26 protein-coding genes are annotated in these 25,265 nt (G+C 68.0%); 10 read left to right on the forward strand and 16 right to left on the reverse strand.

Features of this window, described 5'->3' with window-relative positions:
- The first annotated feature begins 69 nt into the window (after positions 1-69).
- A complete protein-coding gene (locus NS6_RS17975) occupies positions 70-1,515 on the forward strand; it encodes an acyl-CoA synthetase (protein WP_068043312.1) in 1,446 nt (481 codons plus the stop codon).
- A 127-nt stretch (positions 1,516-1,642) separates the two neighbouring features.
- Here the strand turns inward: NS6_RS17975 and dapD are convergent, their stop codons facing one another.
- Complete coding sequence (gene dapD / locus NS6_RS17980) at positions 1,643-2,590, reverse strand: 2,3,4,5-tetrahydropyridine-2,6-dicarboxylate N-succinyltransferase (protein ID WP_068043313.1); 948 nt, start codon at positions 2,588-2,590, stop codon at positions 1,643-1,645.
- Positions 2,591-2,650: 60 nt separating this feature from the next.
- Here dapD and dapE point away from each other — a divergent pair, with 60 nt between their 5' ends.
- The 4 genes from dapE to NS6_RS18000 are packed head-to-tail and all read left to right on the forward strand — an operon-like array spanning position 2,651 to position 6,199.
- Positions 2,651-3,748, forward strand: a complete 1,098-nt coding sequence (gene dapE, locus NS6_RS17985) for a succinyl-diaminopimelate desuccinylase (RefSeq protein WP_068043314.1) — start codon at positions 2,651-2,653, stop codon at positions 3,746-3,748.
- The gene (locus NS6_RS17990) at positions 3,745-4,323 is read left to right on the forward strand and encodes an LOG family protein (RefSeq protein ID WP_068043315.1); all 579 of its coding nucleotides are present in this window, start codon (positions 3,745-3,747) and stop codon (positions 4,321-4,323) included. The genes dapE and NS6_RS17990 overlap by 4 nt, the downstream gene beginning before the upstream one ends.
- A gap of 59 nt (positions 4,324-4,382) precedes the next feature.
- Complete coding sequence (gene folP, locus NS6_RS17995) at positions 4,383-5,264, forward strand: dihydropteroate synthase (RefSeq protein ID WP_068043317.1); 882 nt, start codon at positions 4,383-4,385, stop codon at positions 5,262-5,264.
- Entirely contained in the window at positions 5,261-6,199 is a 939-nt protein-coding gene (locus NS6_RS18000; protein WP_068043319.1) for a glucosyl-3-phosphoglycerate synthase, read from the forward strand. The genes folP and NS6_RS18000 overlap by 4 nt, the downstream gene beginning before the upstream one ends.
- Positions 6,200-6,433: 234 nt before the next feature.
- Here NS6_RS18000 and NS6_RS18005 read toward each other — a convergent pair whose 3' ends face one another.
- The 6 genes from NS6_RS18005 to sigE form a co-directional block, all read right to left on the reverse strand.
- Positions 6,434-6,943, reverse strand: coding sequence for a hypothetical protein (locus NS6_RS18005; RefSeq protein WP_068043321.1), 510 nt, complete (start codon positions 6,941-6,943; stop codon positions 6,434-6,436).
- 303 nt (positions 6,944-7,246) lie between these two features.
- On the reverse strand, positions 7,247-8,107 hold the full coding sequence (locus NS6_RS18010; protein WP_068043323.1) for a hypothetical protein: 861 nt from the start codon (positions 8,105-8,107) through the stop codon (positions 7,247-7,249).
- A 51-nt stretch (positions 8,108-8,158) separates the two neighbouring features.
- Positions 8,159-8,575, reverse strand: coding sequence for a Sec-independent protein translocase protein TatB (gene tatB, locus NS6_RS18015; protein ID WP_068043325.1), 417 nt, complete (start codon positions 8,573-8,575; stop codon positions 8,159-8,161).
- A 33-nt stretch (positions 8,576-8,608) separates the two neighbouring features.
- Positions 8,609-10,147, reverse strand: coding sequence for a S1C family serine protease (locus NS6_RS18020; RefSeq protein ID WP_068043327.1), 1,539 nt, complete (start codon positions 10,145-10,147; stop codon positions 8,609-8,611).
- Positions 10,148-10,157: 10 nt separating this feature from the next.
- Positions 10,158-10,544, reverse strand: coding sequence for a zf-HC2 domain-containing protein (locus NS6_RS18025; protein ID WP_068043329.1), 387 nt, complete (start codon positions 10,542-10,544; stop codon positions 10,158-10,160).
- Between the two features lie 111 nt (positions 10,545-10,655).
- The gene (sigE, locus tag NS6_RS18030) at positions 10,656-11,318 is read right to left on the reverse strand and encodes an RNA polymerase sigma factor SigE (RefSeq protein ID WP_084471180.1); all 663 of its coding nucleotides are present in this window, start codon (positions 11,316-11,318) and stop codon (positions 10,656-10,658) included.
- 437 nt (positions 11,319-11,755) lie between these two features.
- On the opposite strand from sigE, the gene NS6_RS18035 reads away from it, so the two are divergent.
- The 4 genes from NS6_RS18035 to NS6_RS18050 all read left to right on the forward strand — a co-directional run bounded on the left by NS6_RS18035 (position 11,756) and on the right by NS6_RS18050 (position 16,108).
- The gene (locus tag NS6_RS18035; RefSeq protein WP_033243314.1) at positions 11,756-12,388 is read left to right on the forward strand and encodes an O-methyltransferase; all 633 of its coding nucleotides are present in this window, start codon (positions 11,756-11,758) and stop codon (positions 12,386-12,388) included.
- Between the two features lie 218 nt (positions 12,389-12,606).
- Positions 12,607-13,353 (forward strand): TetR/AcrR family transcriptional regulator, encoded by a 747-nt coding sequence (locus tag NS6_RS18040; RefSeq protein ID WP_068043331.1) that lies wholly within the window; start codon positions 12,607-12,609, stop codon positions 13,351-13,353.
- 182 nt (positions 13,354-13,535) lie between these two features.
- The gene (locus tag NS6_RS18045) at positions 13,536-14,456 is read left to right on the forward strand and encodes an ABC transporter ATP-binding protein (protein ID WP_068043432.1); all 921 of its coding nucleotides are present in this window, start codon (positions 13,536-13,538) and stop codon (positions 14,454-14,456) included.
- Complete coding sequence (locus NS6_RS18050; RefSeq protein WP_168443445.1) at positions 14,453-16,108, forward strand: ABC transporter permease; 1,656 nt, start codon at positions 14,453-14,455, stop codon at positions 16,106-16,108. The genes NS6_RS18045 and NS6_RS18050 overlap by 4 nt, the downstream gene beginning before the upstream one ends.
- Positions 16,109-16,204: 96 nt before the next feature.
- On the opposite strand, the gene glgC is transcribed toward NS6_RS18050, so the two are convergent.
- Positions 16,205-17,419 carry a glucose-1-phosphate adenylyltransferase gene (gene glgC, locus NS6_RS18055; RefSeq protein WP_068043333.1) on the reverse strand — a complete coding sequence of 405 codons (1,215 nt, stop codon included), beginning with the start codon at positions 17,417-17,419 and terminating at the stop codon, positions 16,205-16,207.
- An 88-nt stretch (positions 17,420-17,507) separates the two neighbouring features.
- On the opposite strand from glgC, the gene glgA reads away from it, so the two are divergent.
- A complete protein-coding gene (gene glgA / locus NS6_RS18060) occupies positions 17,508-18,734 on the forward strand; it encodes a glycogen synthase (RefSeq protein ID WP_084471181.1) in 1,227 nt (408 codons plus the stop codon).
- A 66-nt stretch (positions 18,735-18,800) separates the two neighbouring features.
- On the opposite strand, the gene NS6_RS18065 is transcribed toward glgA, so the two are convergent.
- From NS6_RS18065 to NS6_RS18095, 8 genes are all read right to left on the reverse strand, one after another.
- Positions 18,801-19,205 carry a group I truncated hemoglobin gene (locus tag NS6_RS18065; protein ID WP_068043336.1) on the reverse strand — a complete coding sequence of 135 codons (405 nt, stop codon included), beginning with the start codon at positions 19,203-19,205 and terminating at the stop codon, positions 18,801-18,803.
- A gap of 98 nt (positions 19,206-19,303) precedes the next feature.
- A complete protein-coding gene (locus tag NS6_RS18070; protein ID WP_084471165.1) occupies positions 19,304-20,212 on the reverse strand; it encodes a putative RNA methyltransferase in 909 nt (302 codons plus the stop codon).
- A complete protein-coding gene (locus NS6_RS34045; RefSeq protein WP_011211259.1) occupies positions 20,199-20,366 on the reverse strand; it encodes a DUF3117 domain-containing protein in 168 nt (55 codons plus the stop codon). Before NS6_RS34045 ends, NS6_RS18070 begins: the two co-directional genes overlap by 14 nt.
- Before the next feature lie 158 nt (positions 20,367-20,524).
- Positions 20,525-21,097 (reverse strand): DNA-3-methyladenine glycosylase I, encoded by a 573-nt coding sequence (locus NS6_RS18075; RefSeq protein ID WP_068043338.1) that lies wholly within the window; start codon positions 21,095-21,097, stop codon positions 20,525-20,527.
- Positions 21,094-21,414, reverse strand: a complete 321-nt coding sequence (locus NS6_RS18080; RefSeq protein ID WP_068043340.1) for a DivIVA domain-containing protein — start codon at positions 21,412-21,414, stop codon at positions 21,094-21,096. The genes NS6_RS18075 and NS6_RS18080 overlap by 4 nt, the downstream gene beginning before the upstream one ends.
- Positions 21,415-21,522: 108 nt before the next feature.
- The gene (locus NS6_RS18085) at positions 21,523-22,659 is read right to left on the reverse strand and encodes an Mrp/NBP35 family ATP-binding protein (RefSeq protein WP_068043342.1); all 1,137 of its coding nucleotides are present in this window, start codon (positions 22,657-22,659) and stop codon (positions 21,523-21,525) included.
- A gap of 19 nt (positions 22,660-22,678) precedes the next feature.
- Positions 22,679-23,530: a lytic transglycosylase domain-containing protein gene (locus tag NS6_RS18090; protein WP_068043439.1), complete on the reverse strand. Its 852-nt coding sequence runs from the start codon at positions 23,528-23,530 to the stop codon at positions 22,679-22,681.
- 275 nt (positions 23,531-23,805) lie between these two features.
- Positions 23,806-25,203, reverse strand: coding sequence for a lytic transglycosylase domain-containing protein (locus NS6_RS18095; RefSeq protein ID WP_068043345.1), 1,398 nt, complete (start codon positions 25,201-25,203; stop codon positions 23,806-23,808).
- Positions 25,204-25,265: the final 62 nt, after the last annotated feature.

Genomic DNA, 25,265 nt, shown 5'->3' on the forward strand with positions numbered 1-25,265 from the left:
TCACCGGCACACTTCGCGACCGGGTAGGTCCGCGAAGCCGCCCCGGCGCCGGGCAGTAGGTTGGGGCGCATGTCTCTCGCGCCGCGTCTGCTCCGATCGCTGGACCCACTGGCCGTCGCCGCGGGAGCCGATATCCCCGATGCCGTCACGATCGGGGGAATCACGCTCTCCCGCAGTGATCTGCTCGGTGCGGCCACTTCGGTGGCGGAACGGGTCGCGCGTGCGGAACGGGTCGCGGTACTGGCCCGCCCCACGGCATCCACCGTGCTCGCCGTCGTCGGCTGCCTGATCGCCGGAGTGACAGTGGTCCCGGTACCGCCCGATTCCGGTGCCGCCGAACTCGACCATATGCTCACCGATTCCGGGGCGCAGGCGTGGCTGGGCGAGGCGCCGGAAGGGACCGCGCTACCGGTGGTCCCGGTCCGGCAACATGCCCGGTCCTGGCACACCTACCCCGAGCCCGGCCCCGACACACCCGCTTTCGTGCTCTACACCTCCGGAACCACCGGCCTGCCGAAGGGGGTTGTGCTGAGCCGCCGCGCGATCGCTGCCGGCCTGGACGCGCTCGCCGAAGCCTGGTCGTGGACTGCCGCCGATGTGCTCGTGCACGGCCTGCCGTTGTTCCACGTGCACGGCTTGATCCTGGGGCTGCTCGGACCGCTGCGCGTCGGGAGCCCGCTCGTGCACACGGGCAAACCGACGCCCGCGAACTATGCCGCGGCCGCCGGCACCATGTATTTCGGCGTGCCCACCGTCTGGGCCCGGATCGCCGACGATCCCGATACCGCGGAAAAGTTGAGCGCCGCCCGGTTACTGATCTCCGGTAGCGCACCACTGCCGGCGCCGGTATTCGAGCGGCTCGCCGAGCTCACCGGCCAGGCGCCGATCGAACGCTACGGGATGAGCGAAACGATGATCACGCTCTCCGCGCGGGCCGACGGTGAACGCCGGCCGGGCTGGGTCGGGGTGCCGGTGCAGGGCGTACAGACCAGATTGCGGGACGAAGCGGGAGAGCCGGTACCGCACGACGGTTCGAGCATCGGCGGGCTGCAGGTACGCGGTCCGATGTTGTTCGACGGATACTTCGGCCGCCCGGCGGCCACCGCCGAATGCTGGACCGAGGACGGCTGGTTCCGCACCGGCGATGTCGCGGCGATCGACGCGGCCGGTTTCCACCGGATAGTCGGCCGCGAATCGGTGGACCTGATCAAATCCGGCGGGTACCGGATCGGCGCGGGCGAGGTCGAAACCACCCTGCTGGGCCACCCCGGGGTCGCCGAGGTGGCGGTGGTCGGCCTGCCGGACGCCGATCTCGGCCAGCGGATCGTCGCGTTCGTCGTCGCGCGCGATACCGCACCCGGAGAACAGGAACTGATCGACCATGTCGCCGGCCAACTCTCGGCGCACAAACGGCCTCGGGAGATCCGTTTCGTCACCTCCCTGCCGCGAAATGCCATGGGCAAGGTGCAGAAAAAACAACTGGGCAACGGCTCACCGACACCGCCACCTACATAGGAGCCGAGCCGGGCGAACTCATCCGCATCCACCCGCAACGCGTGATCGCCTTCGGAATCCGAGGTAGGCCGTAGCCCGGCATCCGGCGGATTGCACCGAACCCCGCAACCGTGCCCGCACGTGCCTATCAGTTGTGCGCGTGCAACGCTTCGTTCAGCTCTATCCCCGTGCCCGAGCGGGGGACCACCTCCACCGCACCGGTTTGCGAATTACGCCGGAACAGCAGGTTGTTCGTGCCGCTCAGTTCGGCCGCCTTGATCACCTTGCCGTCCGGCGTGGTGACCTTGGTACCGGCGGTGAGGTAGAGCCCCGCCTCCAGCACGCAGTCGTCGCCGAGCGGGATACCCAGACCCGAGTTCGCGCCCAGCAGCGAGCGTTCGCCGATCGAGATGATGGTGGTCCCGCCGCCGGACAGCGTGCCCATGGTGGACGCGCCGCCGCCGATATCGGAGCCGTCGCCCACGACGACGCCCGCCGAGATACGGCCCTCGACCATGGAGGTGCCGAGGGTGCCGGCGTTGAAGTTCACGAAACCTTCGTGCATGACGGTGGTTCCGGCCGCCAGATGGGCACCCAGCCGGACCCGGTCCGCATCACCGATACGGACCCCGGCAGGGACCACGTAATCGACCATGCGCGGGAACTTGTCGACGCTGTACACGGTGACCGGACCGCGGGCGCGCAGTTTGGCCCGGGTGGTTTCGAAACCATCCACCGCGGCCGGACCGTGGTTGGTCCAGACGACATTGGCCAGCAGCGCGAACTGTCCCTCCAGGCTCACCGAATGCGGGCGGACCAGGCGGTGCGACAGCAGGTGCAGGCGCAGGTACACATCATGCGCGTCGACCGGGGCGGCGGACAGATCGGCGATAGTGGTGCGGACGGCGACCACCTCGACACCACGCGCGGGGTCGGGTCCCACCAGTTCGGCCAGTTCGGCAGGTGCCTCGGCAGGCCGTTCGGTACCGGTCTCGGTGAACTCACCCAGCTGCGGGGCGGGGAACCAGGTATCCAGAACGGTTCCGTCGGTGGTCACGTTGGCGATGCCGATAGCGGTTGCTCCCTGAGTGCTCACGACACCGCAGCCTACCTACCAGCGTCCCCGCAATGGTGCGGCACCTCTACGCTCATATCCGTGACCATCGACTTGCACGCCGATCCCGTCGCGCTGACCGCGGCCCTCGTCGATATCCCGAGCGTGTCCCGGGAGGAGACCGCGATCACCAACGCCGTCGAAACAGCGCTGCGCACGCAGACCAGCGGTTTCGAGGTGGTGCGCCGCGGCAACGTGGTGCTCGCGCGGACCGACCGGGGCCTGCCCACCCGAGTGGTTCTCGCCGGCCATCTCGACACGGTGCCGATCGCCGGCAACGTACCGGGCCGGTTCACCGTCGAGAACGGATCCGAGGTGTTCTACGGCTGCGGCTCGGTCGATATGAAATCGGGGGACGCGGTATTCCTCCATCTGGCCGCCACCATCGCCGAACCCGCACACGACCTGACGTTGATCTTCTACGACTGTGAGGAGATCGCCGCCGAATTCAACGGCCTGAACACCATCGAACGCGAACTACCGGAGTGGCTGGACGCCGATCTGGCGATTCTGGGTGAACCTTCCGGCGGCTGGATCGAGGCCGGCTGTCAGGGCACACTGCGGGTCCGGTTGAGCACGGCCGGGGTGCGGGCGCATTCGGCGCGTTCCTGGCTCGGTGACAATGCGGTGCACCGGCTCGCCCCGGTCCTGGCCAGGTTGTCGGAGTACCGGGCGCGTGAGGTCGATATCGACGGCTGCCGCTACCGCGAAGGTTTGTCGGCGGTCCGCATCGAGGGCGGGGTGGCCGGCAATGTGGTGCCCGATGCGGCCGCGGTGGAGGTGAACTTCCGGTTCGCGCCGGACCGCACGGTCGAGCAGGCAGTCGAACACGTCCGGGAGGTGTTCGCCGGCCTGGAACTGGAGTTCACGGTGACCGATGCGGCGCCTGGGGCGTTGCCCGGGCTCACCGCCCCGGCGGCGAAGGGGCTCGCCGATGTGGTCCGGGCGCACGGTTCTGCCGGGATCCGCGCCAAATACGGCTGGACCGATGTCTCCCGGTTCGCCGCCCGCGGTATACCGGCGGTGAACTTCGGCCCCGGCGATCCCAACCTCGCGCATAAGCGGGACGAGCACGTACCGCTGGCCCAGATCACCGCCGTCACCGAGATGCTGCGCGCCTACCTGGAAGGGAATCAGTGAATCCACGACCGTTCGCACTCTGCGTGTACTGCTCCGCGAGTACCACCGACCCCGGCCAACTCACTCTCGCGGCCCGGGTGGGGACCGAAATAGCCCGGCGCGGCTGGCAGCTGGTCTCCGGTGGCGGCCATGTGTCGATGATGGGCGCGGTGGCCACCGCGGCCCGCGCCGGCGGCGCCGAGACCATCGGTGTCATACCGAAACACCTGGTGCATCAGGAGGTTGCCGATGTCGACTCCGACGAGCTGGTGGTCACCGACACCATGCGCCAGCGCAAACAGGTGATGGAGGACCGCGCCGACGCGTTCCTCACCCTCCCCGGCGGTATCGGCACGCTCGAGGAATTCTTCGAGGCCTGGACCGGCGGCCACCTCGGCCAGCACACCAAACCGATGGCGATCCTCGACCCCGGCGGCCACTACACCGGCCTGTTCACCTGGCTCACCGAACTCCGCGACCGCGGTTTCGTCCCGCAGGAAGCGCTCGACCGCATTACCGTCACCCCGGACCTGACCGAGGCTTTCGCCGCGTTGGAGCCCCAGCCACCCCAGGGCGCGGTGCTGCGGGCAATCTGACGACAACACCAAGGGGGGCCGGAACCCGCGCGCCGCAGGCACGCAAATAAGCTCAGCTCATGTTCGATCCTGTCCGTCCGTTGCCGACATTGTGCGGCCGGGCGGTGGCGACGGATCGTGCGCTGGTCATGGCCATTGTGAACCGGACCCCGGATTCGTTCTACGACCGGGGCGCCACCTTCGGTGACAGTGCTGCGCTGGCAGCGGTGGACCGTGCCGTGGGCGAGGGCGCCGATCTCGTCGATATCGGTGGCGTGAAGGCGGGACCGGGGGAAACGGTGGACGCCGCGGAGGAATCACGGCGGGTGGTGCCGTTCGTCGCGGCGATCCGCGCGAAATATCCCGACCTGCTGATCAGCGTCGATACCTGGCGTTCGGAGGTCGCGCGGGCCGCGGTCGCCGAAGGCGCCGACCTGATCAACGACACCTGGGCCGGGGCAGATCCGGAGCTGGTGCCGGTGGCCGCGGCGACCGGAGCCGGAATTGTATGCAGTCATACCGGCGGTGCGGTCCCGCGCACCCGGCCACACCGGGTTCGGTACCCCGATGTGGTGGCGGAAGTGACCGATACCGTCGTGCATGCCGCGGAGGCGGCGCTGGCCGCGGGTGTACGCAGGGATTCTGTGCTCATCGACCCGACCCACGACTTCGGTAAGAACACCTATCACGGGCTCGCACTGTTGCGTGCAGCGGACGTTCTTGTAAAAACCGGGTGGCCTGTCTTGATGGCGCTGAGCAACAAGGATTTCATCGGAGAGACATTAGGTGTCGGACTTTCCGAACGGCTGGAGGGCACATTGGCAGCAACTGCGTGGGCCGCCGCGGCCGGTGCCCGCGTTTTCCGGGTGCACGAGGTCGCCGCGACCCGGCGTGTGGTCGACATGATTGCGGCGATCCAGGGTGTCCGGCCCCCGGTACGAACTCTGCGAGGTCTCGTATGAAACTCTCCCCTCATGAGCCCGGCTGGGCCACGACCAATACCTGGGATACTCCCGAGTGGGCGGTGGCCGATCTGGTTTCCGCCAAGGCCGGACGCACTGTTTCGGTGGTGCTGCCGGCATTGAACGAGCAGGACACGGTCGCCGACGTGGTGGCCAGTATCCGCCCGCTGCTGGGTGGCCTCGTGGACGAGTTGGTGGTCCTCGATTCGGGTTCGACGGACGCGACCGCGGAACGTGCCCGTGCGGCCGGTGCCGAAGTGGTCAGCCGGGAGCAGGCCGTGCCCGAACTCGAACCCGTACCGGGCAAAGGCGAGGTGCTGTGGCGTTCGCTGGCGGCGACCAGCGGTGATCTGGTGGCTTTCGTCGACTCCGACCTGATAGACCCGGATCCGGCCTTCGTCCCGAAACTGCTCGGGCCGCTGCTGACCGCCCCGGACCTGCATCTGGTCAAGGCCTACTACCGGCGCCCGCTGCGCCACGGCGGTGAGCTGGACGCGCACGGCGGGGGAAGGGTCACCGAACTCGTCGCCCGGCCGCTGCTCGCCGCGCTGAGACCGGGGCTGACATCGGTCCTGCAACCACTCGGTGGGGAATACGCGGGCACCCGGGAGCTGCTCACCGCGGTACCGTTCGCGCCCGGGTACGGAGTAGAGATCGGGCTGCTGCTCGATACCTACGACCGGTGGGGCTTACCGGCCATCGGTCAGGTCAACCTGGGAGTACGGACCCACCGCAACCGCCCGCTTGCCGATCTCGGGGTGATGAGCCGGCAGATCCTGGGCACCGTACTGGCTCGCAGCGGTGTGCCGGATTCGGGTGCTGCGCTCACCCAGTTCCCGCTGATCGGCAACGAGTTCACTGCCCACAGCACCACCGTGGACCTGGTCGACCGGCCACCCATGAACACGATCCGGCCGGACGTGGCCGCCGCCTGAGCCGGGTGAGTCGCCGCGCTCGGTAGCCGGTATCCGGACCACGCCGCCGGCCTCCGGATCACGGACCACGAGGACGGGTTCTGCCCTGAGTCGCCGCGCCACCCGGCGGGCGAGCCGCGAACGCCGGATGGAAGTGCGCAGCGCACCGCGGGACGGCGGTGATGCCGGCCCACCCGCGGCGAACCGGTGTCCGATCCGCGAACTTCCCAGCGGCGGCCGGAGTCGATGGTTTACCTATGAAGGCCGATCGTCCGTGGACTTCTTCCGGCTCTGCTCCGGGCCATCGGGCAGGTGCTCTGTTGCGTCCTGATCGAGTGTGGACCTGTCCGCCGTACCTGCTTGCCCGCCTGCAGTCGTGCTTTTGCCGGTGGTCTCCGTGGTACCGCCGGTGGTCTCGGTGCTGGGCTCGGTCTCGGTCCCGCTGCGGGGCCCGGTCTCACCGCCGGTCTCGGTTTCCGGGAGTGTTCCGGCTTCGGAGCCCGCGCCGGCGGCCGGCGTTGTTTCCGGCTCGGGCCGGGCCGCCCGATCGGTGGCGGTTGCCTCGGGAGGCTCGGTGCCGGCGGGTTCCGCGGTTTCTTCCGGCTCGTCCTGTTCGTGTTCCAGGCGGGCCTGGAGTTCGGCGACCGTGACGTATTCGGTGCCCGCCGAGCCCGGATTACGTAACCACAGGATCACCGAGACGAGCAGCCCGGCGACGACCAGAACCACCGCCACGATGATCAACGCGTCCACCTGCGCCTCCACGAATTACCTTGCCGGAGCCGGACAACGCCGAGGGCTGTGTGCACCTATCGGTGCGAGGCTGTTTCACGGTCGCCGAAACATTCCACCGAATTCGGCAGAATGCGGGCGGTGAGCCTGTAACCCCAGCGTCAGCGCCAGCGTAGCAATAGCTTTGACTAGCTAATATTCGTTGTCGCTATCGACGATTCCGGGCGTGTCGGGAATTATCGCCTGTGCGTGAATTCTCCGCGCACGGCGAAAGCCGCGCGTGCAGTGTTCAATGGCCGCCGGAATACCGGGTGGGCGGTACCGCCGATACCGGGTTCAACGACGCTGGCGCGCCGGCCGCAGCCGCGAATCGACCGGGTCGTGCAGGTAGACCGGTGTCAGTAGATCCGCGTCGACCGGCTCCCCGGTCCCGCGTTCGTAACGAACCCCGATCAGCACCGAGAACCGGCGATTGGCCGCCCGCTCGTGCAGGGTGGCCAACCGGGTGGCCAGCAGCCGGACCGCGCCGAGCGAACCGGGCGGGTGCAGGCCGTCGATCACCAGGACCGTGCCCCGGCCGTCGGGCCGTGGTAGGCGGGCCAGGTAGGCGATATCGTGCGGGTCCGGGCTGGCCGGCCGGTAGATACGGCGGGCGGCTCGATCTTCGATACCGCGCCTCCCGTCGCCGGGCCGGGCCACCGCCCGCCGTAGCCGCGGATCGCCGGCGATGAGCTGGCGCAGGCTGGGCGAGAGTTCCGGGCCGCTGATCACGATGAGACCGTCGCGCAGGAGATCCACCGGGCGTCCGGGCGCGAACGGTTCGATGGTTACCCCGAAACCCAGCTCTTTGAGCTGGTCGGCGAGCCGCGGCGCGGCTGCCGGGTCCGGTGCGCCCATCAACCTGCCCGCACGCGTATCCGGGACCAGAAGCGTGAGTGGGCCGTGACCGAAGAACAATCCCTCCGGCGCCGGGCCCTGGGTACTCACCTGATGGATCCGGGCGCGGGAAAGACCCGCGGCGGCACCTATTCTGGCGAAAGTCCACCCTTCGGCGTGCAACTCCCTGATGACTGCACGTCGAATTCGAGTGAGCTCGTTGATCGTTTGCTGAGCCGCTGCAACACCCTCCGTTGCGGCCTTGAGTCGCTCGACTTTGTCCTCGATCGCGAATATTCGCGCCACGTCATCGGCCGACATGTGCGAAGTGTAGACATCAGGCCCCTGAACGGCGTCTAGAGCAGTTGACGATCAGGTGGCGTCGGTGTCGATCGGCGGACGCTCATTATGTCCGAGTGGTTTATCCTGTTGCGCCCGCGGGTAATCTGTTGTCCCGCCGGCGGGGCCGAGAACATTCCTGCTGTCCGGCAGGGAACCCTCGAAGTCCTTGAAAAGGGAATCGTCCCCGTTCAGAAGATGTTTGGTCACCGCCGCCCGCGGAGACATCCCACGTAATTCCTGGAGATCGGCAATCGGCTTTCGCAGTTCGTCGAATTCCGGCCCGAGTTCGGAGCGCAATTGCGATGTGGCGCCCGTCGCGTAATCCCGGACCTGGCGCAATGAGCGCGCAGTCCACCGCGCGGCGCCGGGTAACCGTTCCGGGCCGAGGATTACGAGGGCGGCGACGAGTAGGACGAGCATCTCGCCCCACCCGATACTGCTGAACACTCCATCAGGTTACCCGGCGCCGTGAGCGAGGGATCAGTCGGAGGCGAGCGTCACGGGAATGTCCACCTGCCGGCCTTCCCGGATGAGCTGGACGTTCACCGACTGGCCGATATCGTTGCTCTGTACCGCCACGACCAGTTCGTCGGGATTGGTGACCTCCCGGTCGCCCACCCGCACGATCACATCGCCCTCGACGATTCCCGCGTTCGCCGCCGGGCTCCCCGGCTGCACGTCGGCGACTTCCGCACCACTCATGACCTCGTTGGCGACCGTCTTCTGGCGGGCGCTCACACCGATCATCGGGTGATGGATCGAGCCGTCGCGGATGAGAGTCTGCGCGACCTCGGTCATCTGGTCGACGGGAATCGCGAAGCCGAGCCCGACCGAACCGCCGCTCTCGCTGCGGATCGCGGTATTGATGCCGATGACCCGGCCGTCCGCGTCCACCAGCGCGCCACCGGAATTACCGGGGTTGATGGAGGCGTCGGTCTGCACCGCGTCGATCACGGCCTTGGTGTCGCTGCCTTCACCCTCCAATTTCACGGGGCGATGCAGGGCGCTGACGATGCCGGAAGTAACGGTCTTGCTGAGGCCCAGGGGGGAACCGACGGCCAGAACCGCGTCACCGACTTGGACGTCGCCGGATTTACCCAACTCCGCAACAGTGAGATTTTTCACATCTACCTTGAGGACCGCGAGGTCGCTCTTCGGGTCCCGGCCGACGATATCGGCCGGTGTGCGGGTGCCGTCGGAGAACGTGATCTGGATTCGGGCCTGCCCGGACTTGTCCTGCGCCGCCATCGAGACCACATGGTTGTTGGTGACGATATAGCCGTTGCCGTCGATGACGACACCGGATCCGGTGGCCCCGTTCTCGCCGACCGTGGTGCGGATGGAGACCACCGAGGGCAGTACCGCGTCGGCGACCTGCGCGATCGGCCCGTGCGGCTGCTCGCTGTCGCTCTGTTCCAAGCTGACCTTGCGCGAGGTCAGGGTGGAGGCGGTCTCCGCCGTCAGCCGGCCCACCAGCCCGCCGACCAGAGCTATCGCCAGCGCGAGCGCGGCCAGGATCAGCAGGGCGCGCGGTGCCACCCGGGAGCCGAACAGAATCTGGCGGGCCGAAAGCTTCTCTGCCTGCGGCATTTCCTGGGCGGTCGGTGCCTGCAACGCGGGCGCGCCCAGCCGAGCCTGTGCGTCGGGATCGCGCCAGGGGTCCGCCGGACCCGCTACCGGGGGCGTTTCCGTGCCGGCCTCCGGATCGCGCTGGAGCAGCTCGGTGGAACCCGGCGGACGGCCGAACGCTTCTGCCAGCACCGCCGCTGGAGGGCCCTTCGGCGTGGTCGTCGGCTCGGTACCGCTGCGGCCGGTGCGCGAGGCGAACGATCCGGATTGCCCGGCCGGGCGACGGAAGGTATGCGCGATATGTGAGTCCACATGGGGGCGGTAGACCGGGCGCGGTGCCAGCACCGGCGCCCCGGGTGGGCGCAGCGTGCCGTTATCGGCCGTCGTGCCGTTTTCGTCCGCCGAATCAGGAGTATCGGCAGGGGAATTGTGCGTCGATTCGGAACTCACGCGGCAAACTCTACTTGCGCCACCACGTCGACCACCGGAAGCTGTCGAAGGTCGCGGAAAAGGACTGACCAGTAAATCCGAATACCGCCTCGTTACGTGGATTTCCGGGAGAATTCGGCCCGGCGGCCGGTTCGGCGAGCGGGATACGTGACAGGCTGTCGTGCAGGCCGGTGGGTACCGATACCTGAGTAGCCCGGCGCAGCGCGATCCGGGCCTGCTGCTGCGCCTCCACCTCGGCCGCGCATTCGGGGCAGACCGACAGATGCTGGGCCGCACGCAGATACGGATTCATCCGCAGTTCACCATCGACATAGGCGGCGACCGCCTCGCTCGCCAGATGTTCGGTGGAGTGGAACTGTGCGGGACGACGACCGGGCGTACTGGAGTCGCCACTCATTCGCTGTCCATCCTTCCCAACCGACATCGCTGACCGCCGGGACCCGGCGTTGCGGTCGCCGGATCACCCGAGGCTCGCCTCGATGTTTTATCCGAGGTTCGCCCCTGTGTCTTATGCGAGGCTCGCCTCGGCGGCGAAACGCTCCTGCACTCCATTATGCGCAAGATACTCCCGCAATGCCTGCCGGCCGCGATGGATACGGCTCCGGACGGTACCCAGCTTCACCCCGAGGGTAGCGCCGATCTCCTCGTAGGAGAGGCCCTCGATATCGCAGAGCACGACCGCGGCCCGGAACTCCGGGGCCAGTGAATCCAGTGCGGACTGCAGATCGGGATCGAGCCGGGCGTCGTGGAACACCTGTTCCGGGCCGGGGCCCTCGGCGGGCACCCGGTCGTAATCCTCGGGTAGTGCTTCCATCCGGATCCGGCTGCGGCGGCGGACCATGTCCAGGAAGAGATTGGTGGTGATGCGGTGCAGCCAGCCTTCGAACGTGCCGGGCTGGTAGCTGGACAAAGAGCGGAACACCCGGATGAACGTCTCCTGGGTGAGGTCCTCGGCGTCCTGTGCGTCACCGGAGAGTCGATAGGCCAGCCGGTACACGCGGTCGGCATGTTCGCGCACCAGTTCGTCCCAGGTCGGCATCACCGTCCGGTCGCCGGTCGCGTCGAAGGCTGCGGTACCGGTCAGGGGCTCGTCGAGTTCCCCGGCCTCCGCGGCTACAGCGTCGTAGTCCTCGGCTCTGTCGTCGATAGTGGACATATCGGGCACCTCCATCAGGGCGTCCGGTGAAGCGGGGAGTTCTGTCACCAGGTCTCGGTGTGCGGCTACCTCGCGTTCCGGCCCGGGAAACGGGGCCGGGCCGAATTCGTCCCGGCCGGGCAGGGTGTACCCGCCGACTGTTGCGGGGGTGCCGGCGGGGGACAGCTCGGGCAAGGTGGCGGACCCGCGTGCCGCATCGACCATGTGGATGGTGACAACCTCCTTGATCGGGACCGAGGCGTAGGCTCGAAAGAGCGGCCCGGTTCACGGGCCACCTTTACCGGTTACAACAGTCGGGTCGTACTCCGTTGTTCCCGGCCGCCGCATTCGGTCGGCTGGTCTTGCGTGGGGCCTACTCTTCCCTGTTCCCGTGTGGGACGGGTGTGGGTATCCTGAGGGACACCTGAGAATGTTGCGACCAGCTCGGCCGCGTTTGGCATAGCCTCGAGTGCGTGGCATCGAACCTGGAGCGAAATCTCGCCTACGTCGAAGAGTCCGTCGTGGAGGACGAGGTACTCATCAGCGCCCGCGAGCGGGCCACCGAACTCGGTGCGGCCCCGGTGCCGCCGTCGGTCGGCGCACTCCTCAGTATGTACGCGCAGTTGCTGGATGCGCGGGCGGTGGTCGAGGTCGGGACCGGTGCCGGGGTCAGCGGGCTGTGGCTGCTCGACGGTATGCGCGAGGACGGCACGCTGACCACCATCGATCCCGAACCCGAACACCAGCGGGCTGCCAAGGAATCGTTCCGTGCGGCCGAAATTCCCCTCGCGCGGACCCGCCTGATCAACGGCCGCGCGCTGGATGTGCTGCCCCGGCTCGCCGACGGCGCCTACGACCTGGTCTTCGTGGACGGTGCGCCCATCGAGCATCCGCAGTACATCGCGGAGGCGGTCCGCCTGTTGCGGCCCGGAGGGGCGGTGCTGCTGCACAACGCGCTACTCGGCGGGCGGGTCCCGGATGCGGCGCACCGGGACGCCGCCACGCAGGCGGTACGTTCGGCAACCCGGTTCATCGCCGAGGACCCCGGGTTGACCAGTGTGCTCATTCCGCTGGGCGACGGGTTGCTCTGCGCATCGAAAGGGTAGGCGCCCCGGCGATCATGCTTCGGGCGGTTGACACCTCGCCGTGCCGACCGGTTGCATGCCGGGTGTGTTGTTGCCGGGGTTTATGCCTGTAATCGCAGGTAGCTGAGGGTTGCGGCGGGTTCGCGGAGGTCCTGCCTGCGCCCGAAATTGTTTCTTGACGGAATCTCTACGGCCTGACCCCTTGCTTCCTGATTGAACGCATGTTTAATATATTGAACATGCGTTCAAGCGATGATCTGACTACCCGGGCACGTATCCGTGACGCGGCCGTCGTCCTGTTCGGCGAACAGGGTTTCGGCGTCGGAGTGCGGGCCATCGCGACGGCCGCAGGAGTATCACCCGGTCTGGTCAACCACCATTTCGGGTCCAAGGACGGGTTGCGTCGCGAATGCGACGATCACATACGGGGAGTGATCCGTGAAACGAAGATGAACTTCATGAACCGGCCGTCGGCCGGGAACATGCTGCAGCAGCTGGCCGAGATCGAGGAATACGCCCCGATCATCGCCTATATGATGCGCAGCTTCCAGGCCGGCGGCGATCTGGCCGGCACGTTGTTCGAGCATATGGTCGACGACGTCGAGCAGTACCTGGAAGCCGGGGTGGCTTCCGGGACGCTGCGCAAACCGCGGGATGCAAAGGCAATGGCGCGCTACCTGGCCACCGCCAACGGCGGCGGCATGCTGCTGTTCCTGCAGACGCACACCCCGCCCGACGGGGTGGTCGACTATCGGCGAGCCCTGCGCGACTACGCCGATCAGATGATGCTGCCCGCACTCGAGATCTACACCGAGGGCCTGCTCGCCGACCCCTCGATGCTGGAGGCATTGCGCGCGGCGGGGCCGCAGCCCGGCACAGGCCCGGTCGAACCTGGATCACCTGCCCCCGATCAGAGCGGATCGCGGGTGGAAGATCCGGCCGCAGGGCACGGGAACGATTCGGGCACCACCCCCGGACGCACGTAATCCGGTCACGGCGCCACAGGGGCCGGGTCCAGAGCCGAACCGGGCGGGAGTGATCGCTGTCGAGTCGGCGCCCGGCGAACAGAATCGATAGGGGCTCGGCGTCCGCGTAGGCGCCTGCTCTCCGGTGCGTGCGTGTACGTCACTTCGATAAATTCTATTTCGATGTCCTACAAGGAGATTCGATGATTTCGGCAATTGAGATCCGGGATCTGCACAAACACTTCGGTCCCGTCCGCGCACTCGACGGACTGAACCTGCAGGTGTCCGAAGGTGAAGTCCACGGTTTCCTCGGACCGAACGGCGCCGGGAAATCCACAACGATCCGGATCCTGCTGGGACTGCTGGCACGTACCAGCGGCGAGGCGCGGATGCTGGACCGCGATCCCTGGAAGGATGCGGTATCGCTGCACCGCGAACTGGCGTACGTTCCCGGCGACGTGACCCTGTGGCCGTCGCTGAGCGGTGGCGAGACCATCGACCTCCTCGCGTCGATGCGCGGCGGTCTCGATACCGCGCGGCGGGCCGAGCTGATCGAGCGGTTCGAGCTCGACCCCCGGAAAAAGGCGCGGACATATTCCAAGGGCAACCGGCAGAAGGTCGCGCTGGTCTCCGCGTTCTCCTCGCACGCCCGGCTGCTGCTCCTCGACGAGCCGACTTCCGGCCTGGACCCGCTGATGGAGCACGTGTTCCGCGAATGCGTCGCCGAGGCGGCCGGACGCGGGGCCACGGTACTGCTGTCCAGCCACATTCTCTCCGAGGTGGAGGCCCTGTGTGAGCGGGTCACGATCATCCGGTCCGGGCAGACGGTCGAAAGCGGCACGCTGGACTCCATGCGCCATCTGAGCCGCACCTCCATCACCGCGGAGTTGACCGGTGACCCCGGCGATATCGCGGCACTACCGGGCGTGGCGGATGTGAGCCTCGACGACCACACCCTGCGCTGCCAGGTGGAGGGCGACAATCTCGCCGAACTGATCCGGGTCCTCGGCGACACCGGTGTACGCAGCCTGATCAGCCGGCCGCCGACGCTGGAGGAGCTGTTCATGCGGCACTACTCGGTGAACGGCCGGGAATCCGGCGAATTGCAGGAGGTACGGAAATGACCACGGCTGTGGCCGGTGCCCGGCCGGCTATGTTCGACACGCGATCCGCGGGCACCGAATTCACCGGCGTCCTCCGGCTGCTGCGGCTCTATCTGCGGCGTGACCGGATCGTCGCACCGCTGTGGATTCTGCTGCTGTCGGTGCCCTTGGGCTCGGTGTATGTGGCCAGTATCGAATCGGTGTATCCGACGGCAGGCGATCGCGCCTCGTTCGCGGCCACGATCCTGGCCAGTCCGGCGCAGCTGGCGATGTACGGCCCCGTCTACGACACCTCTATCGGTGCCGTGGGGATCTGGAAAGCCGGGATGTTCCACACCCTGATCGCCGTGGCCACCATCCTCACGGTGATCCGGCACACCAGGGCGGAAGAGGAATCCGGCCGCACCGAAGTGCTGGCCTCCACCTCCGTCGGCCGGTACGCGAGCCTGACAGCCGCACTACTGCTGGCCCTCGGTGGTGCCCTGCTGGCCGGCCTCATCGGGGCACTGAGCCTCACAGCGACAGGGGTTCCGGCCGCCGGATCGCTGGCCTTCGGGCTCGCGCTCGCCGGGTCGGGCATGGTGTTCGCGGCGGTCGCCGCGGTGACCGCGCAGCTCTGCTCGGGTGCCCGGCTCGCCCGCGGGCTGGCGTTCGCGACACTCGCGGTGACCTTCACCCTGCGCGCTGTGGGGGACGCGCAGGCCGGCGCGGGGCCGGTCAACCCGTTGACGTGGATGTCCCCGCAGGGCTGGTCGCTGCAGATCCGGCCCTATGCGGGCGATCGCTGGTGGGTACTGCTGTTACACCTGGCACTGCTCACCGTGACGATCGCGGTGGCCTTCGCCCTGTTGCGCCGTCGCGATGTCGGTGCCGGCCTGCTCGCCGAACGGCTCGGGCCGGCGGCGGCCGGCCCCGGTCTGACCGGCCCCTTCGGCCTCGCGGTCCGGTTGCAACGCGGCACCCTCCTCGGGTGGGGCATCGGAGTCGGGCTCTACGGTCTGGTGATCGGGAGCGTCGTGAACGGTATCGGCGACAGTTTCGGCAGCAACGAAACCCTGCGCGATCTGATCACTCGTATGGGCGGTACCGATTCGCTGGAGGATTCGTTCGTCAGCTACGCGTTCACCATGCTGGGGATCGCCGGCGCGGCGTACGCGGTCTCGGCGGCGCTGCGGATGTTCGGCGAGGAGAACGGCCATCATGCGGAATCGGTGCTCAGCGGCGCCGTCGGCCGGACCCGCTGGGTGGCCTCGCATCTGGTGTTCGCCCTCGGTGGCCCGGTGGTGATCATGCTGACCGCCGGTCTGCTGGGTGGGCTCGCCTACGGGATCGCGGCCGGCGATATCGGCGCCACGCTGCCCGGGATGCTGGCGGCCGCGCTGGTCCAGCTGCCCGCGATCTGGTTCTTCGCGGCGGCAACAGTCGCGCTTTTCGGGCTGGTGCCACGCTGGACGCCGGTGGCATGGGGGTTGCTGACCGCCGCGATCGCGGTCTTCCTGCTCGGCTCCATCTCCGGCGCTCCGCAGTGGTTGCAGAACCTGGAGCCGTTCAGTCACGCACCGAAGGTGCCGGGAATGGCGTACAACGTGGCTCCCACGCTCCTGGTCACCGCCGTTGCCGCGGGACTGCTCGCCGTGGGACTGGTGGGAATGCGCAGCCGGGACGTGCGCTGACCCGCTGACGGTTGCGGCCGTGTGTCCTGGGTCATCACGACCGGATGCACGGCCGCTTCTGTGTGGTCGGTGCCCGGCCCGCCGGCCATCGAGTGATCAGACCCAGGTGCCCTTGCCGACCGTGACCACGCCCCCGTGGCTGATGGCGAACCTGCCGCGGTCGCGTTCCCGGTCCACGCCGATGATCTCGCCCTCGGACACCATCACGTTCTTGTCCAGGATGGCGCGCCGGACCACTGCGCCGCGCCCGATCCGCACGCCGGGCATCAGCACACTGCCCTCGACCGTGGCGCCCTCGTCGACCTGCACGTTCGCGCTGAGTACCGAATTTCGGACCGTAGCCGCCGACAGGATGCTGCCGGCCCCGACAATGGATTCCTGGGCGAGCCCGCCGCGGGCGAATTTCGCGGGTGGCAGGTTCTCGGCGGCGCCGCGGATGGGCCAGTGCCGGTTGTAGAGGTTGAAAACGGGATTCACCGACACCAGATCCATATGGGCTTCGTAGAAGGCATCGATGGTGCCGACATCACGCCAGTAACCGCGATCGCGGTTGGTGGCGCCGGGCACATCGTTATCGGCGAAATCGTAGACGGCGGCCTGTCCCGCGGCGACCAATCCGGGAATGATATCGCCACCCATATCGTGATCGGAATCGGAATTCTCCGCATCCGCCTTGATCGAATCCACCAGCACCTTGGTGGTGAACACGTAGTTGCCCATGGAGGCGAAGGTCGCATTCGGATCGTCGGGGATTCCCGGCGGATGGGCCGGTTTCTCCAGGAACCCGACGATACGCCCGGATTCGTCGGAATCTATACAGCCGAAAGCGCTCGCCTCGCTGCGCGGCACCCGGATACCGGCGACCGTGACCCCGGCGCCCGAATCGATATGGTTGGTGACCATCTGCTCCGGGTCCATCCGATAGACGTGATCGGCGCCGAACACCACGATGTAATCGGGATCCTCGTCGTAGATGAGGTTCAGCGACTGCATGATCGCGTCGGCGCTACCGGTGTACCAGCGCGGGCCCAGCCGCTGCTGGGCGGGCACCGGGGTGATGTATTCACCGGCGAAACCGGACAGCCGCCAGGTCTGCGAAATATGACGGTCCAGGGAATGTGATTTGTATTGGGTGAGTACACACAGCCGGAGGAAACCGGCATTGACCAGATTGCTCAGTACGAAGTCGATGAGGCGGTAGGCCCCGCCGAACGGGACGGCCGGCTTGGCGCGGTCGGCAGTCAGGGGAAAGAGTCGCTTGCCCTCGCCACCGGCGAGCACGATTCCGAGTACGTGCGGCTGGCTCCTCACAGTGCCAAACCTACCGAACCAGGTGGTCGGGGGCGTCGTACGCTCGGCGACTTCTGTATACCGGCCGCTCGGCGGCTACCGTGAATCCGTGAGTTTCGGTTCCAGCGGTGCGGACACCGCGTCCGGGCCGCCGGTGGGCGGCCCGCTACGGGTGGCCGTGTTGACCCGGGAATATCCGCCCGAGGTGTACGGCGGGGCGGGGGTGCATGTCACCGAACTGGTGGCCCGGCTGCGCCGGCTGAGCACGGTGACCGTGCACTGTATGGGCGTACCGCGGTCGGCGGCCCGGGTGCACGATCCGGATCCGGCGCTGGCGGGTGCCAATCCGGCGCTGCAGATGATGTCGGCGCAGCTGCGGATGGCCGACGGTGTGGGCGCGGTGGACCTGGTTCATTCGCATACCTGGTACGCCGGGCTGGCCGGGCATCTCGCGGCGACGCTGTACGGGATCCCGCACGTGGTCACCACGCATTCGCTGGAGCCGCGCCGGCCGTGGAAGGCCGAACAGCTCGGTGGCGGGTACCGGTTGTCCTCGTGGTCGGAGCGTAACGCGCTGGAGCATGCCGACGCGGTGATCGCGGTGAGCGACTGGATGCGCCGCGATGTCCTCGACGCCTACCCTGCGCTGGATCCGGCCCGGGTGCACGTGGTGCGCAACGGAATCGACGCGGAGGTCTGGTACCCGGGACCACCGGCCCCGGGCAGCCGCCGGATCCTGGACGAACTGGGGGTGCGTGCGGACCGTCCGCTGGCAGTGTTCGTCGGCCGGATCACCCGCCAGAAAGGTGTGGGGCATCTCCTGGCCGCGGCGCGGGAGATCGACCCGGGGATCCAGCTGGTCCTGTGTGCCGGTGCCCCGGACACTCCGCAGCTGGAGGCCGAGGTCGCCGCCGCCGTGGCCGGGCTGCACCGGCAGCGCGACAACATCTTCTGGGTGCGGGAGATGCTGCCCACCGAACAGATCCGCCAGTTGCTGGCCGCGGCCACTGTCTTCGTCTGCCCGTCGGTCTACGAACCCCTCGGGATCGTCAATCTCGAGGCGATGGCCTGCGCCACGGCCGTGGTCGCCTCCGATGTGGGTGGTATCCCCGAGGTGGTCACCGACGGCGGTACGGGGCGGCTGGTGCATTTCGACGCCGGTGAGACCGCAGCCTACGAGCACGCGCTGGCCGCCGCGATCAACGAGCTCGCCGGCGACCCGGTGCGCGCGGCCGAACTCGGGGCCGCCGGGCGCGCCCGCGCGCGGGCGGAATTCGACTGGTACCGGATCGCCGAACAGACGGTGAACGTCTACCGCACGGTGGCGAAACCCTGAGGGGAGCCGGCGGCCGGTGCCATTCGCACAGTTCTGCGGTCACCGGGCCGCGGCACCCCCGCTCGATCAGCTGCCGGAGCTCCCTGAGGTGATATCACCGGCAAGTGGTGCCACCGCCCCGATGATCTCGCCGACCGTCGCCTCGTCCACGCCGGCGGCGGTGAGCGAATCGGTCAGATGCCCGGCCACGAGGTCGAAATGATGCCTGGTGATTCCCCGGCCCTGATGTACCTGTTTCATCGGCGCACCGGTATAGGGGGCCGGGCCGCCGAGGGCCGCGGCGAAGAACTCGACCTGCTTACCGCGCAGCCTGGACATATTCGTTCCGGTGAAGAACCCGGCGAGTGCTGTGTCGGCGAGGACTCGGGTATAGAAATCGGCGACGACGGCTTCCAATGCCTCGTATCCGCCGATCCGGTCGAAGATGGTGGCGGGGGTGGCTGCCCTTTTTCCGAATGTCGGTATCCGCATGCAATAAGCACATCAGGCCGGTATTACCCGTCGATCAGGCCCGCGTAGCAAGTGGATTGCCGTGTGTGGCAGCGTGATTGCCTCGTTCTCACCATCGATCACCGGTCGCGGTGAGCATCGGCGACAGCTGTCGCGGCGATCGCGGTATAGGTGCTCACGGTGACCGATGCCGTCACCTCGAAAGGCTCCGGTAGCTGCTCGCCGGTGGCCGCCGTGTGGTGGGCGGATGGCCCCATCGCCACAAGGTGGGCGATATCGGCGCGGGTAAGCGTCATCGAATACTCGACGGCGACACTGTCCACCCGGGTGAACAGGCCGGCCATTCCGTCGGCGAGACGCCGCTCTTTGTCGGGGTCGACGGTCACCATCCCGATCGGGCCGATCAGTTCCGCCAGATGCCGGACGGTCGGGGTCACCACGTGGTACCGGCCGCCGGGCGCGAGACACCGGGCGACGGCCGCCGGGTTTCGCGGTGCGAAAACCGAGAGCGCCGCCGTCAGCGTGTGATCCCGCAGCGGGAGCCCGCGCCAGGCATCGGCGACCACGGCCGCGGCGCGGGAATGCGCGCGGGCACAGCGGCGACCGGACGGTTTGGCTATATCCAGCGCGATACCGCGGGCGTCGGGCACCGCGTCCAGAACATGCGCCAGGTAGTAGCCGGTGCCCGCGCCGATATCTGCGATCACCTCGGTGCCGGGCGGCGGCCCTGTGCTGTTTCGCGCGGCCACCGCCGCCCCGGCCACCGCCGCGGCGATGGGATCGAAGAATCCGGTGCCCTGAAAAGCGGCCCGCGCATCGAGCATTTGGGCGGTGTCACCGGTGAGTTTGGTCGCGGCACCGGTGAGTAGACTGACATAACCCTGCCGGGCGATATCGAAACTGTGGCCGAGTCCGCAGCGCAGCACCCGGCCCGCGCACACCAGACCGCGGCCGCATACGGGGCAGCTCAGTACCTCGGCGACCGCGGCCAGCGCCGACTCCTCGGCGGTATCGCTAGCTGGTGACACTCTTCAATTCGTCACCCAGTGCCGCGGCTTCGTCGGGCGTGAGCTCTACGACCAGACGCCCGCCACCCTCGAGCGGGACCCGCATAACGATCCCACGACCTTCCTTGGTTGCCTCGAGGGGACCGTCCCCGGTACGGGGCTTCATGGCCGCCATCCTCTGCTCCCTCCAGATCTGCGCTGTATGCTGCGCACTTGCTCGGATCTCCGGTTGTCACCAACCGGGCGGTCCGTCGGTTGAAGCGACGGACCGCACCCGATCCATTCTTCCCTATCGCAGGAGATGGCGGATACTCGACGTCCAAATGTGACCGGTCAGCCGAGGCAGGTGTGCCGGGAATCGACCCAGCATTCGGACAGATGGTCGTCCACCATTCCCGTGGCCTGCATCAGCGCGTACGCGGTAGTCGGCCCGACGAAGCGGAAACCACGCCGCTTCAATTCTTTTGCCAGTGCAGTGGATTCGGGTGTCACCGCAGGGATATCGCCTATTTCGCGCGGGCGCGGCCGCCGTGGGGGAGCGAACGACCAGAGCAGTTCGTCCAGGCCGGTATCGAGTTCGCGGGCGACTTTCGCATTCGCGATACAAGCATCGATTTTGGCGCGATTGCGAACAATCGCCGAATCGGCCAGCAGCCGCTCGCGGTCGGCATCACCGAATTCGGCGACCCGGTCGATCACGAATCCGGCGAACCCCAGCCGGAACGCGGGGCGTTTGCGCAGAATTGTGATCCAGGACAATCCCGACTGGAAGGCCTCCAGGCACAATCGCTCGAACAGGGCGTCGTCACCGTGCAACGGGCGGCCCCACTCCTGATCGTGGTAGTCGCGGTAGATCTGGGAATCGACCGACCACGGGCAGCGAACCAGCGTATCGGTGGCGCTCACGAGCGATCCCGGCCTGTTGCCGCGCCGGTGCTCGCGGACTGTGCCTCGGTGAGCTGGGCCTGTAGCTCATCGATCCGGGCGGCCAGCCGGGCCAGTGCCCAATCGACCTCGCCGGCCTTGTACCCGCGCACGACCTGCTGGAACCGCAGGGCCCGCACATCAGCGCCGGAGATCCGCTCCACCGGGAGAATGGTCGCGGTGGTGCCCTCCGGGAGTGGGCCCAGCTCCTCCGACCGGCCGAAGAGCGCACCGGCCAGCAGGAACAACACCGTGGCCACCAAACCCACGATCAGGACGTACAGCAGCAGGGTGAGCATGAACCGAGTCTAGGTGCGCCCGCCGACAAGGTACGCGGGTCGTCCTGCCCGCCGAGTCAGGACAGAACCGCGGTTGCGCGGCCGGGCGCAAGCGCGCAGGTCGGCTGTTCAGAGATGGCGACTCGTATCGATACCCAGCGACATACCGGCGAGCCCGCGGCGGCGGATCGCGAGTTTGTCCGCGACCGCGCGCAAGGCGAGGGCGGACGCACTGTCCGGATCGCGGAGCACGATCGGGGTGCCCTCGTCGCCGGACTCACGCACGGCCTGTTCGATCGGGATCTGTCCGAGCAGCGGAACCTCGGCGCCCACGGCACGGGTGAGCCGGTCGGCGACCGCCTGCCCGCCGCCGGAGCCGTACAGCTCCATCCGGCTGCCGTCCGGCAGATCCAGCCAGGACATGTTCTCCACCACGCCGGCGATCCGCTGCCGGGTCTGCAGGGCGATGGCGCCCGCACGTTCGGCGACCTCGGCGGCGGCGATCTGCGGGGTGGTGACCACCAGGATCTCCGCGTTGGGGATCAGCTGGGCGATGGAGATCGCCACATCACCGGTGCCGGGCGGCAGATCGAGCAGCAGGACGTCCAGATCGCCCCAGAACACATCCGCCAGGAACTGTTGCAGCGCGCGGTGCAGCATCGGACCGCGCCACACCACGGGGGTGTTGCCCTGGGTGAACTGCGCGATCGAGATCATCTTCACGTCATGCGCGACCGGCGGCATGATCATCCGCTCGACCTGGGTGGGCCGGGCATCGGTGCCGAGCATCCGGGGGATGGAATGGCCGTAGATATCGGCGTCCAGCACCCCGACCGACAGGCCGCGGTCGGCGAGCGCGGCAGCGAGGTTCACCGTGACGCTCGATTTCCCGACGCCGCCCTTCCCGGAGGCGACAGCGTAGACGCGGGTGAGCGAACCGGGCTGGGCGAACGGGATCACCGGTTCTGCGGAATCGCCGCGCAACTGTTTGCGCAATTCGGTGCGCTGTTCGTCGCTCATCACATCGAGCTCGACCGATACCGCACCGACCCCGGCGACATCGGCCACCGCGGTGCTGACCCGCTGGGTGATCTCGGTGCGCAACGGGCATCCGGCGGTGGTCAGGTACACCTCGATATGAACATTGCTGTCCGGATCGATCCCGATGCTTTTCACCATGCCCAGTTCGGTGATCGGTTTGCGGATCTCCGGGTCGTCGACCTTCGCGAGGGCGCCCCGCACGTCCGCTTCCGTTACCACTGGCATGCTGCCGATGGTAGTGCCGTCAGATCTTGGGGAGTTCCGCGGGCTGTGGTGCGATCCCGGTCTTGTACGACTGGGTCCAGGCCATGACGTTCGCGACATAGGCCATCGAGTTGTTGTAGCGCAGGATGGCCCTGGTCTGCTGGGCGGGATCGTTCATATCCAGATCGCCCGAGCACAGGTATTTACCGGCGGTCAGGGTCGCGTCGTAGTAGTTCTGCGGATCGGAGATTCCGTCGCGGTTGCCGTCCGCGGCGTAATGGGTCCAAGTTTCCGGCAGGAACTGCATGGGGCCCACCGCGCGGTCGTAGCCGCCGAAACCGTCGAGCGCGCCGCCGTCGGAATCGTGGATGACATTGTTGCCCGCCAGGCTGCCGTCGAGCGCCGGGCCGAACACCGGGGACAGCGCGTTGCCGTCGGCGTCCGCCTTGCCGTTGTACATATGGGTGGATTCGACGCGCCCGATACCGGCCAGCATCGTCCAGGGCATATTGCAGCCGGGGTTCTCGTCGGCCAGGATCTGCTCGGCATTGAGATAGGCGTCCTCGGCGATCCCCGGAATGCCCGATGCGGCGACGGGGAGATCGTTACGGGCACGGTCCGGGGCCAATGCCACCGTTCTCACCTCGACCGGCGCCTCCGGCGACTGTTTGGCCATGGCGTGCATCACGGTGTCGTCGAAGGAGGGCGCCATGGCCTGGCCGGGGGCGGCGCCCACGGCGGACATATGCATCTCGATCGAGGCCGCCGTGGGATCGGTGGCCATCGCCGCGGCGGCATTGGTGGCCACGACACCCGCCGGTACCAAACCGGTGAGTGCGATAACCGAACCTCGGGTAACGGTGGCAGGTTGTTGTTTCCGGTGACGCCCCACGTGCTCAAAGCCCTTCATCTCAACCACAAGCCTGCGGCCGCGCCCGGACTCGTTGCCCGGCCGTGACCTTCGTCATCGAGACTACCGCATCCGAGACCAGTTCGTTACTACCTCGTGATCAATATTTCGGCGTGAATGCGACGTCGATGGGAAAGGAAAGCGGCGGTGCCGCACGCGGACCCGGCACCGCCGGGACGGCGCCGGGCTGCGGTGGCCCTCGCCTGCCGGCAGGTGAGGGCTGCGGTGCCACGTCCGCGAGTGTGAGTCCGCCCGTCTTACGGGGCGGGTGGGGTGGGTTCGGCCGGAGCCGGGGCGGCATCGGCGGGCGGTGGCGGTGGTACCTCGTCCGCGGGCGTGGGGGCCGCCGGTCCGGGAACCAGCGCGATCGGCAGCGGGATGACCAGCCCGCCCGGCAGTGTGATGGAGGGGGGTGCCGGAGCCGGAGCCGCCTGCACATCCGGGGTGTCCGCCGGCGCGGGAGGTGCCGCTTGATCCTGCGGAACCCCTTGCGGTGCAGGTGCTTCCGGCGCGGGCACGTCGGGGGTCGCGGGAGCCGGCGCTCCGGGTGCGGCCTGAGTGCCCGGACCGGCGGGCGCCGCCGGATCTCCGGGCGCCGCCGGAGTGCCGGGCCCGGGTGCGGGCAACGGCTGGCCGACCCTCGGCGACCCCGGTGCGGGTGGGCAGAGCAGGCCGCAGGGAATGGGTGGCAATCCCGGGATCCGGATCATCGGCTGGGGTCGTGGTGTCTGCACCGCGAGTTCGGGCGGGGGCGGCGGAACCGGCGTATCCGTCTGCGCCGCCAGCAGGTCCGGCGATCCCGGCGGGAGCTGGGTGGGGCCGCTGCCGGGCGGGACGAGGCCCGGGGAAGGGACGACCGGTGCGGCGCGGCCGCCGGAGCGGTAGGCCGCCGACCAGCTCAGCACATCGGCCGCGTACGCCATCGAGTTGTTGTAGCGCAGTACGGCGCGCAGCTCCTGTTGCGGGTCGCGCAGATTCAGCCCGCCCGAGCACAGGTATTTGCCGGCGCCCAGGGCGGCGTCGAAGACATTGTGCGGGTCGGTGTGGCCGTCGGCGTTACCGTCGGCGGCGTAGCGCGACCAGGTGCTGGGCAGGAACTGCATGGGCCCCAGCGCGCGGACGTATCCGCCGCCGGTGGACCGGATGACCTCGTTGCCCGGCAGCGTGCCGTCCAGTGCCGGGCCGAGGATGGGCGGGTTGGTGGTTCCGGCGGCGTCGGTGCGTCCGTTGCTCGCATGGCCCGATTCGATGCGGCCGATTCCGGCGAGCAGGTTCCAGGTGAGTCCGCAGTCGGGTGTCGAGGACTGCAGGGCCAGTTCGGCGTTGCGATAGGCGGCCAGCACGACCTCCGGGATGCCGAATGCGCCGCTGCCGCTGGGCAGGAAGATGCTCTGTAACGGAACGGTACCGGCGAAGGGGGGGATTCCGTCGGCCGGCACTGGGCTCAGGGCTCGGAGTTTCCGGGGCGTGTTGGGCTCGACCGGCAGCATTCCCAGTGTCTGGGTCAATGGGGCTTCGGCGTCTTCGGTAGCGTCTCCGACCTGCCCGGCATTCGCCGCGAGTCGAGCTCCGGGAGCTTCCGGCGGTGTCGACGACATGGTGGTGTGGGCGGCCGATCCGCTCACTACCAGGCCCGCCATGACCAGAGCCGACATCGCCACAGGGGTAGGTATCCGCATTCGGCTCCACCGTTCCTCTATGTCACAGGTGAGCAGCC

Source organism: Nocardia speluncae NBRC 108251 (genome assembly GCF_001613245.1).
Taxonomy (GTDB): Bacteria; Actinomycetota; Actinomycetes; order Mycobacteriales; family Mycobacteriaceae; genus Nocardia; species Nocardia speluncae.

What these genes read in the sequence shown, in the direction of transcription:
- NS6_RS17975 (WP_068043312.1), top strand. Translation starts at nt 70, where the DNA reads ATGTCTCTCGCGCCGCGTCTGCTCCGATCGCTGGACCCACTGGCCGTC.
- folP (WP_068043317.1), top strand. Translation starts at nt 4,383, where the DNA reads ATGTTCGATCCTGTCCGTCCGTTGCCGACATTGTGCGGCCGGGCGGTG.
- NS6_RS18000 (WP_068043319.1), top strand. Translation starts at nt 5,261, where the DNA reads ATGAAACTCTCCCCTCATGAGCCCGGCTGGGCCACGACCAATACCTGG.
- NS6_RS18010 (WP_068043323.1), bottom strand. Translation starts at nt 8,107, where the DNA reads ATGTCGGCCGATGACGTGGCGCGAATATTCGCGATCGAGGACAAAGTC.
- NS6_RS18025 (WP_068043329.1), bottom strand. Translation starts at nt 10,544, where the DNA reads ATGAGTGGCGACTCCAGTACGCCCGGTCGTCGTCCCGCACAGTTCCAC.
- sigE (WP_084471180.1), bottom strand. Translation starts at nt 11,318, where the DNA reads ATGGAGGTGCCCGATATGTCCACTATCGACGACAGAGCCGAGGACTAC.
- NS6_RS18040 (WP_068043331.1), top strand. Translation starts at nt 12,607, where the DNA reads ATGCGTTCAAGCGATGATCTGACTACCCGGGCACGTATCCGTGACGCG.
- NS6_RS18045 (WP_068043432.1), top strand. Translation starts at nt 13,536, where the DNA reads ATGATTTCGGCAATTGAGATCCGGGATCTGCACAAACACTTCGGTCCC.
- NS6_RS18050 (WP_168443445.1), top strand. Translation starts at nt 14,453, where the DNA reads ATGACCACGGCTGTGGCCGGTGCCCGGCCGGCTATGTTCGACACGCGA.
- NS6_RS18065 (WP_068043336.1), bottom strand. Translation starts at nt 19,205, where the DNA reads ATGCGGATACCGACATTCGGAAAAAGGGCAGCCACCCCCGCCACCATC.
- NS6_RS34045 (WP_011211259.1), bottom strand. Translation starts at nt 20,366, where the DNA reads ATGGCGGCCATGAAGCCCCGTACCGGGGACGGTCCCCTCGAGGCAACC.
- NS6_RS18080 (WP_068043340.1), bottom strand. Translation starts at nt 21,414, where the DNA reads ATGCTCACCCTGCTGCTGTACGTCCTGATCGTGGGTTTGGTGGCCACG.
- NS6_RS18085 (WP_068043342.1), bottom strand. Translation starts at nt 22,659, where the DNA reads ATGCCAGTGGTAACGGAAGCGGACGTGCGGGGCGCCCTCGCGAAGGTC.
- NS6_RS18095 (WP_068043345.1), bottom strand. Translation starts at nt 25,203, where the DNA reads ATGTCGGCTCTGGTCATGGCGGGCCTGGTAGTGAGCGGATCGGCCGCC.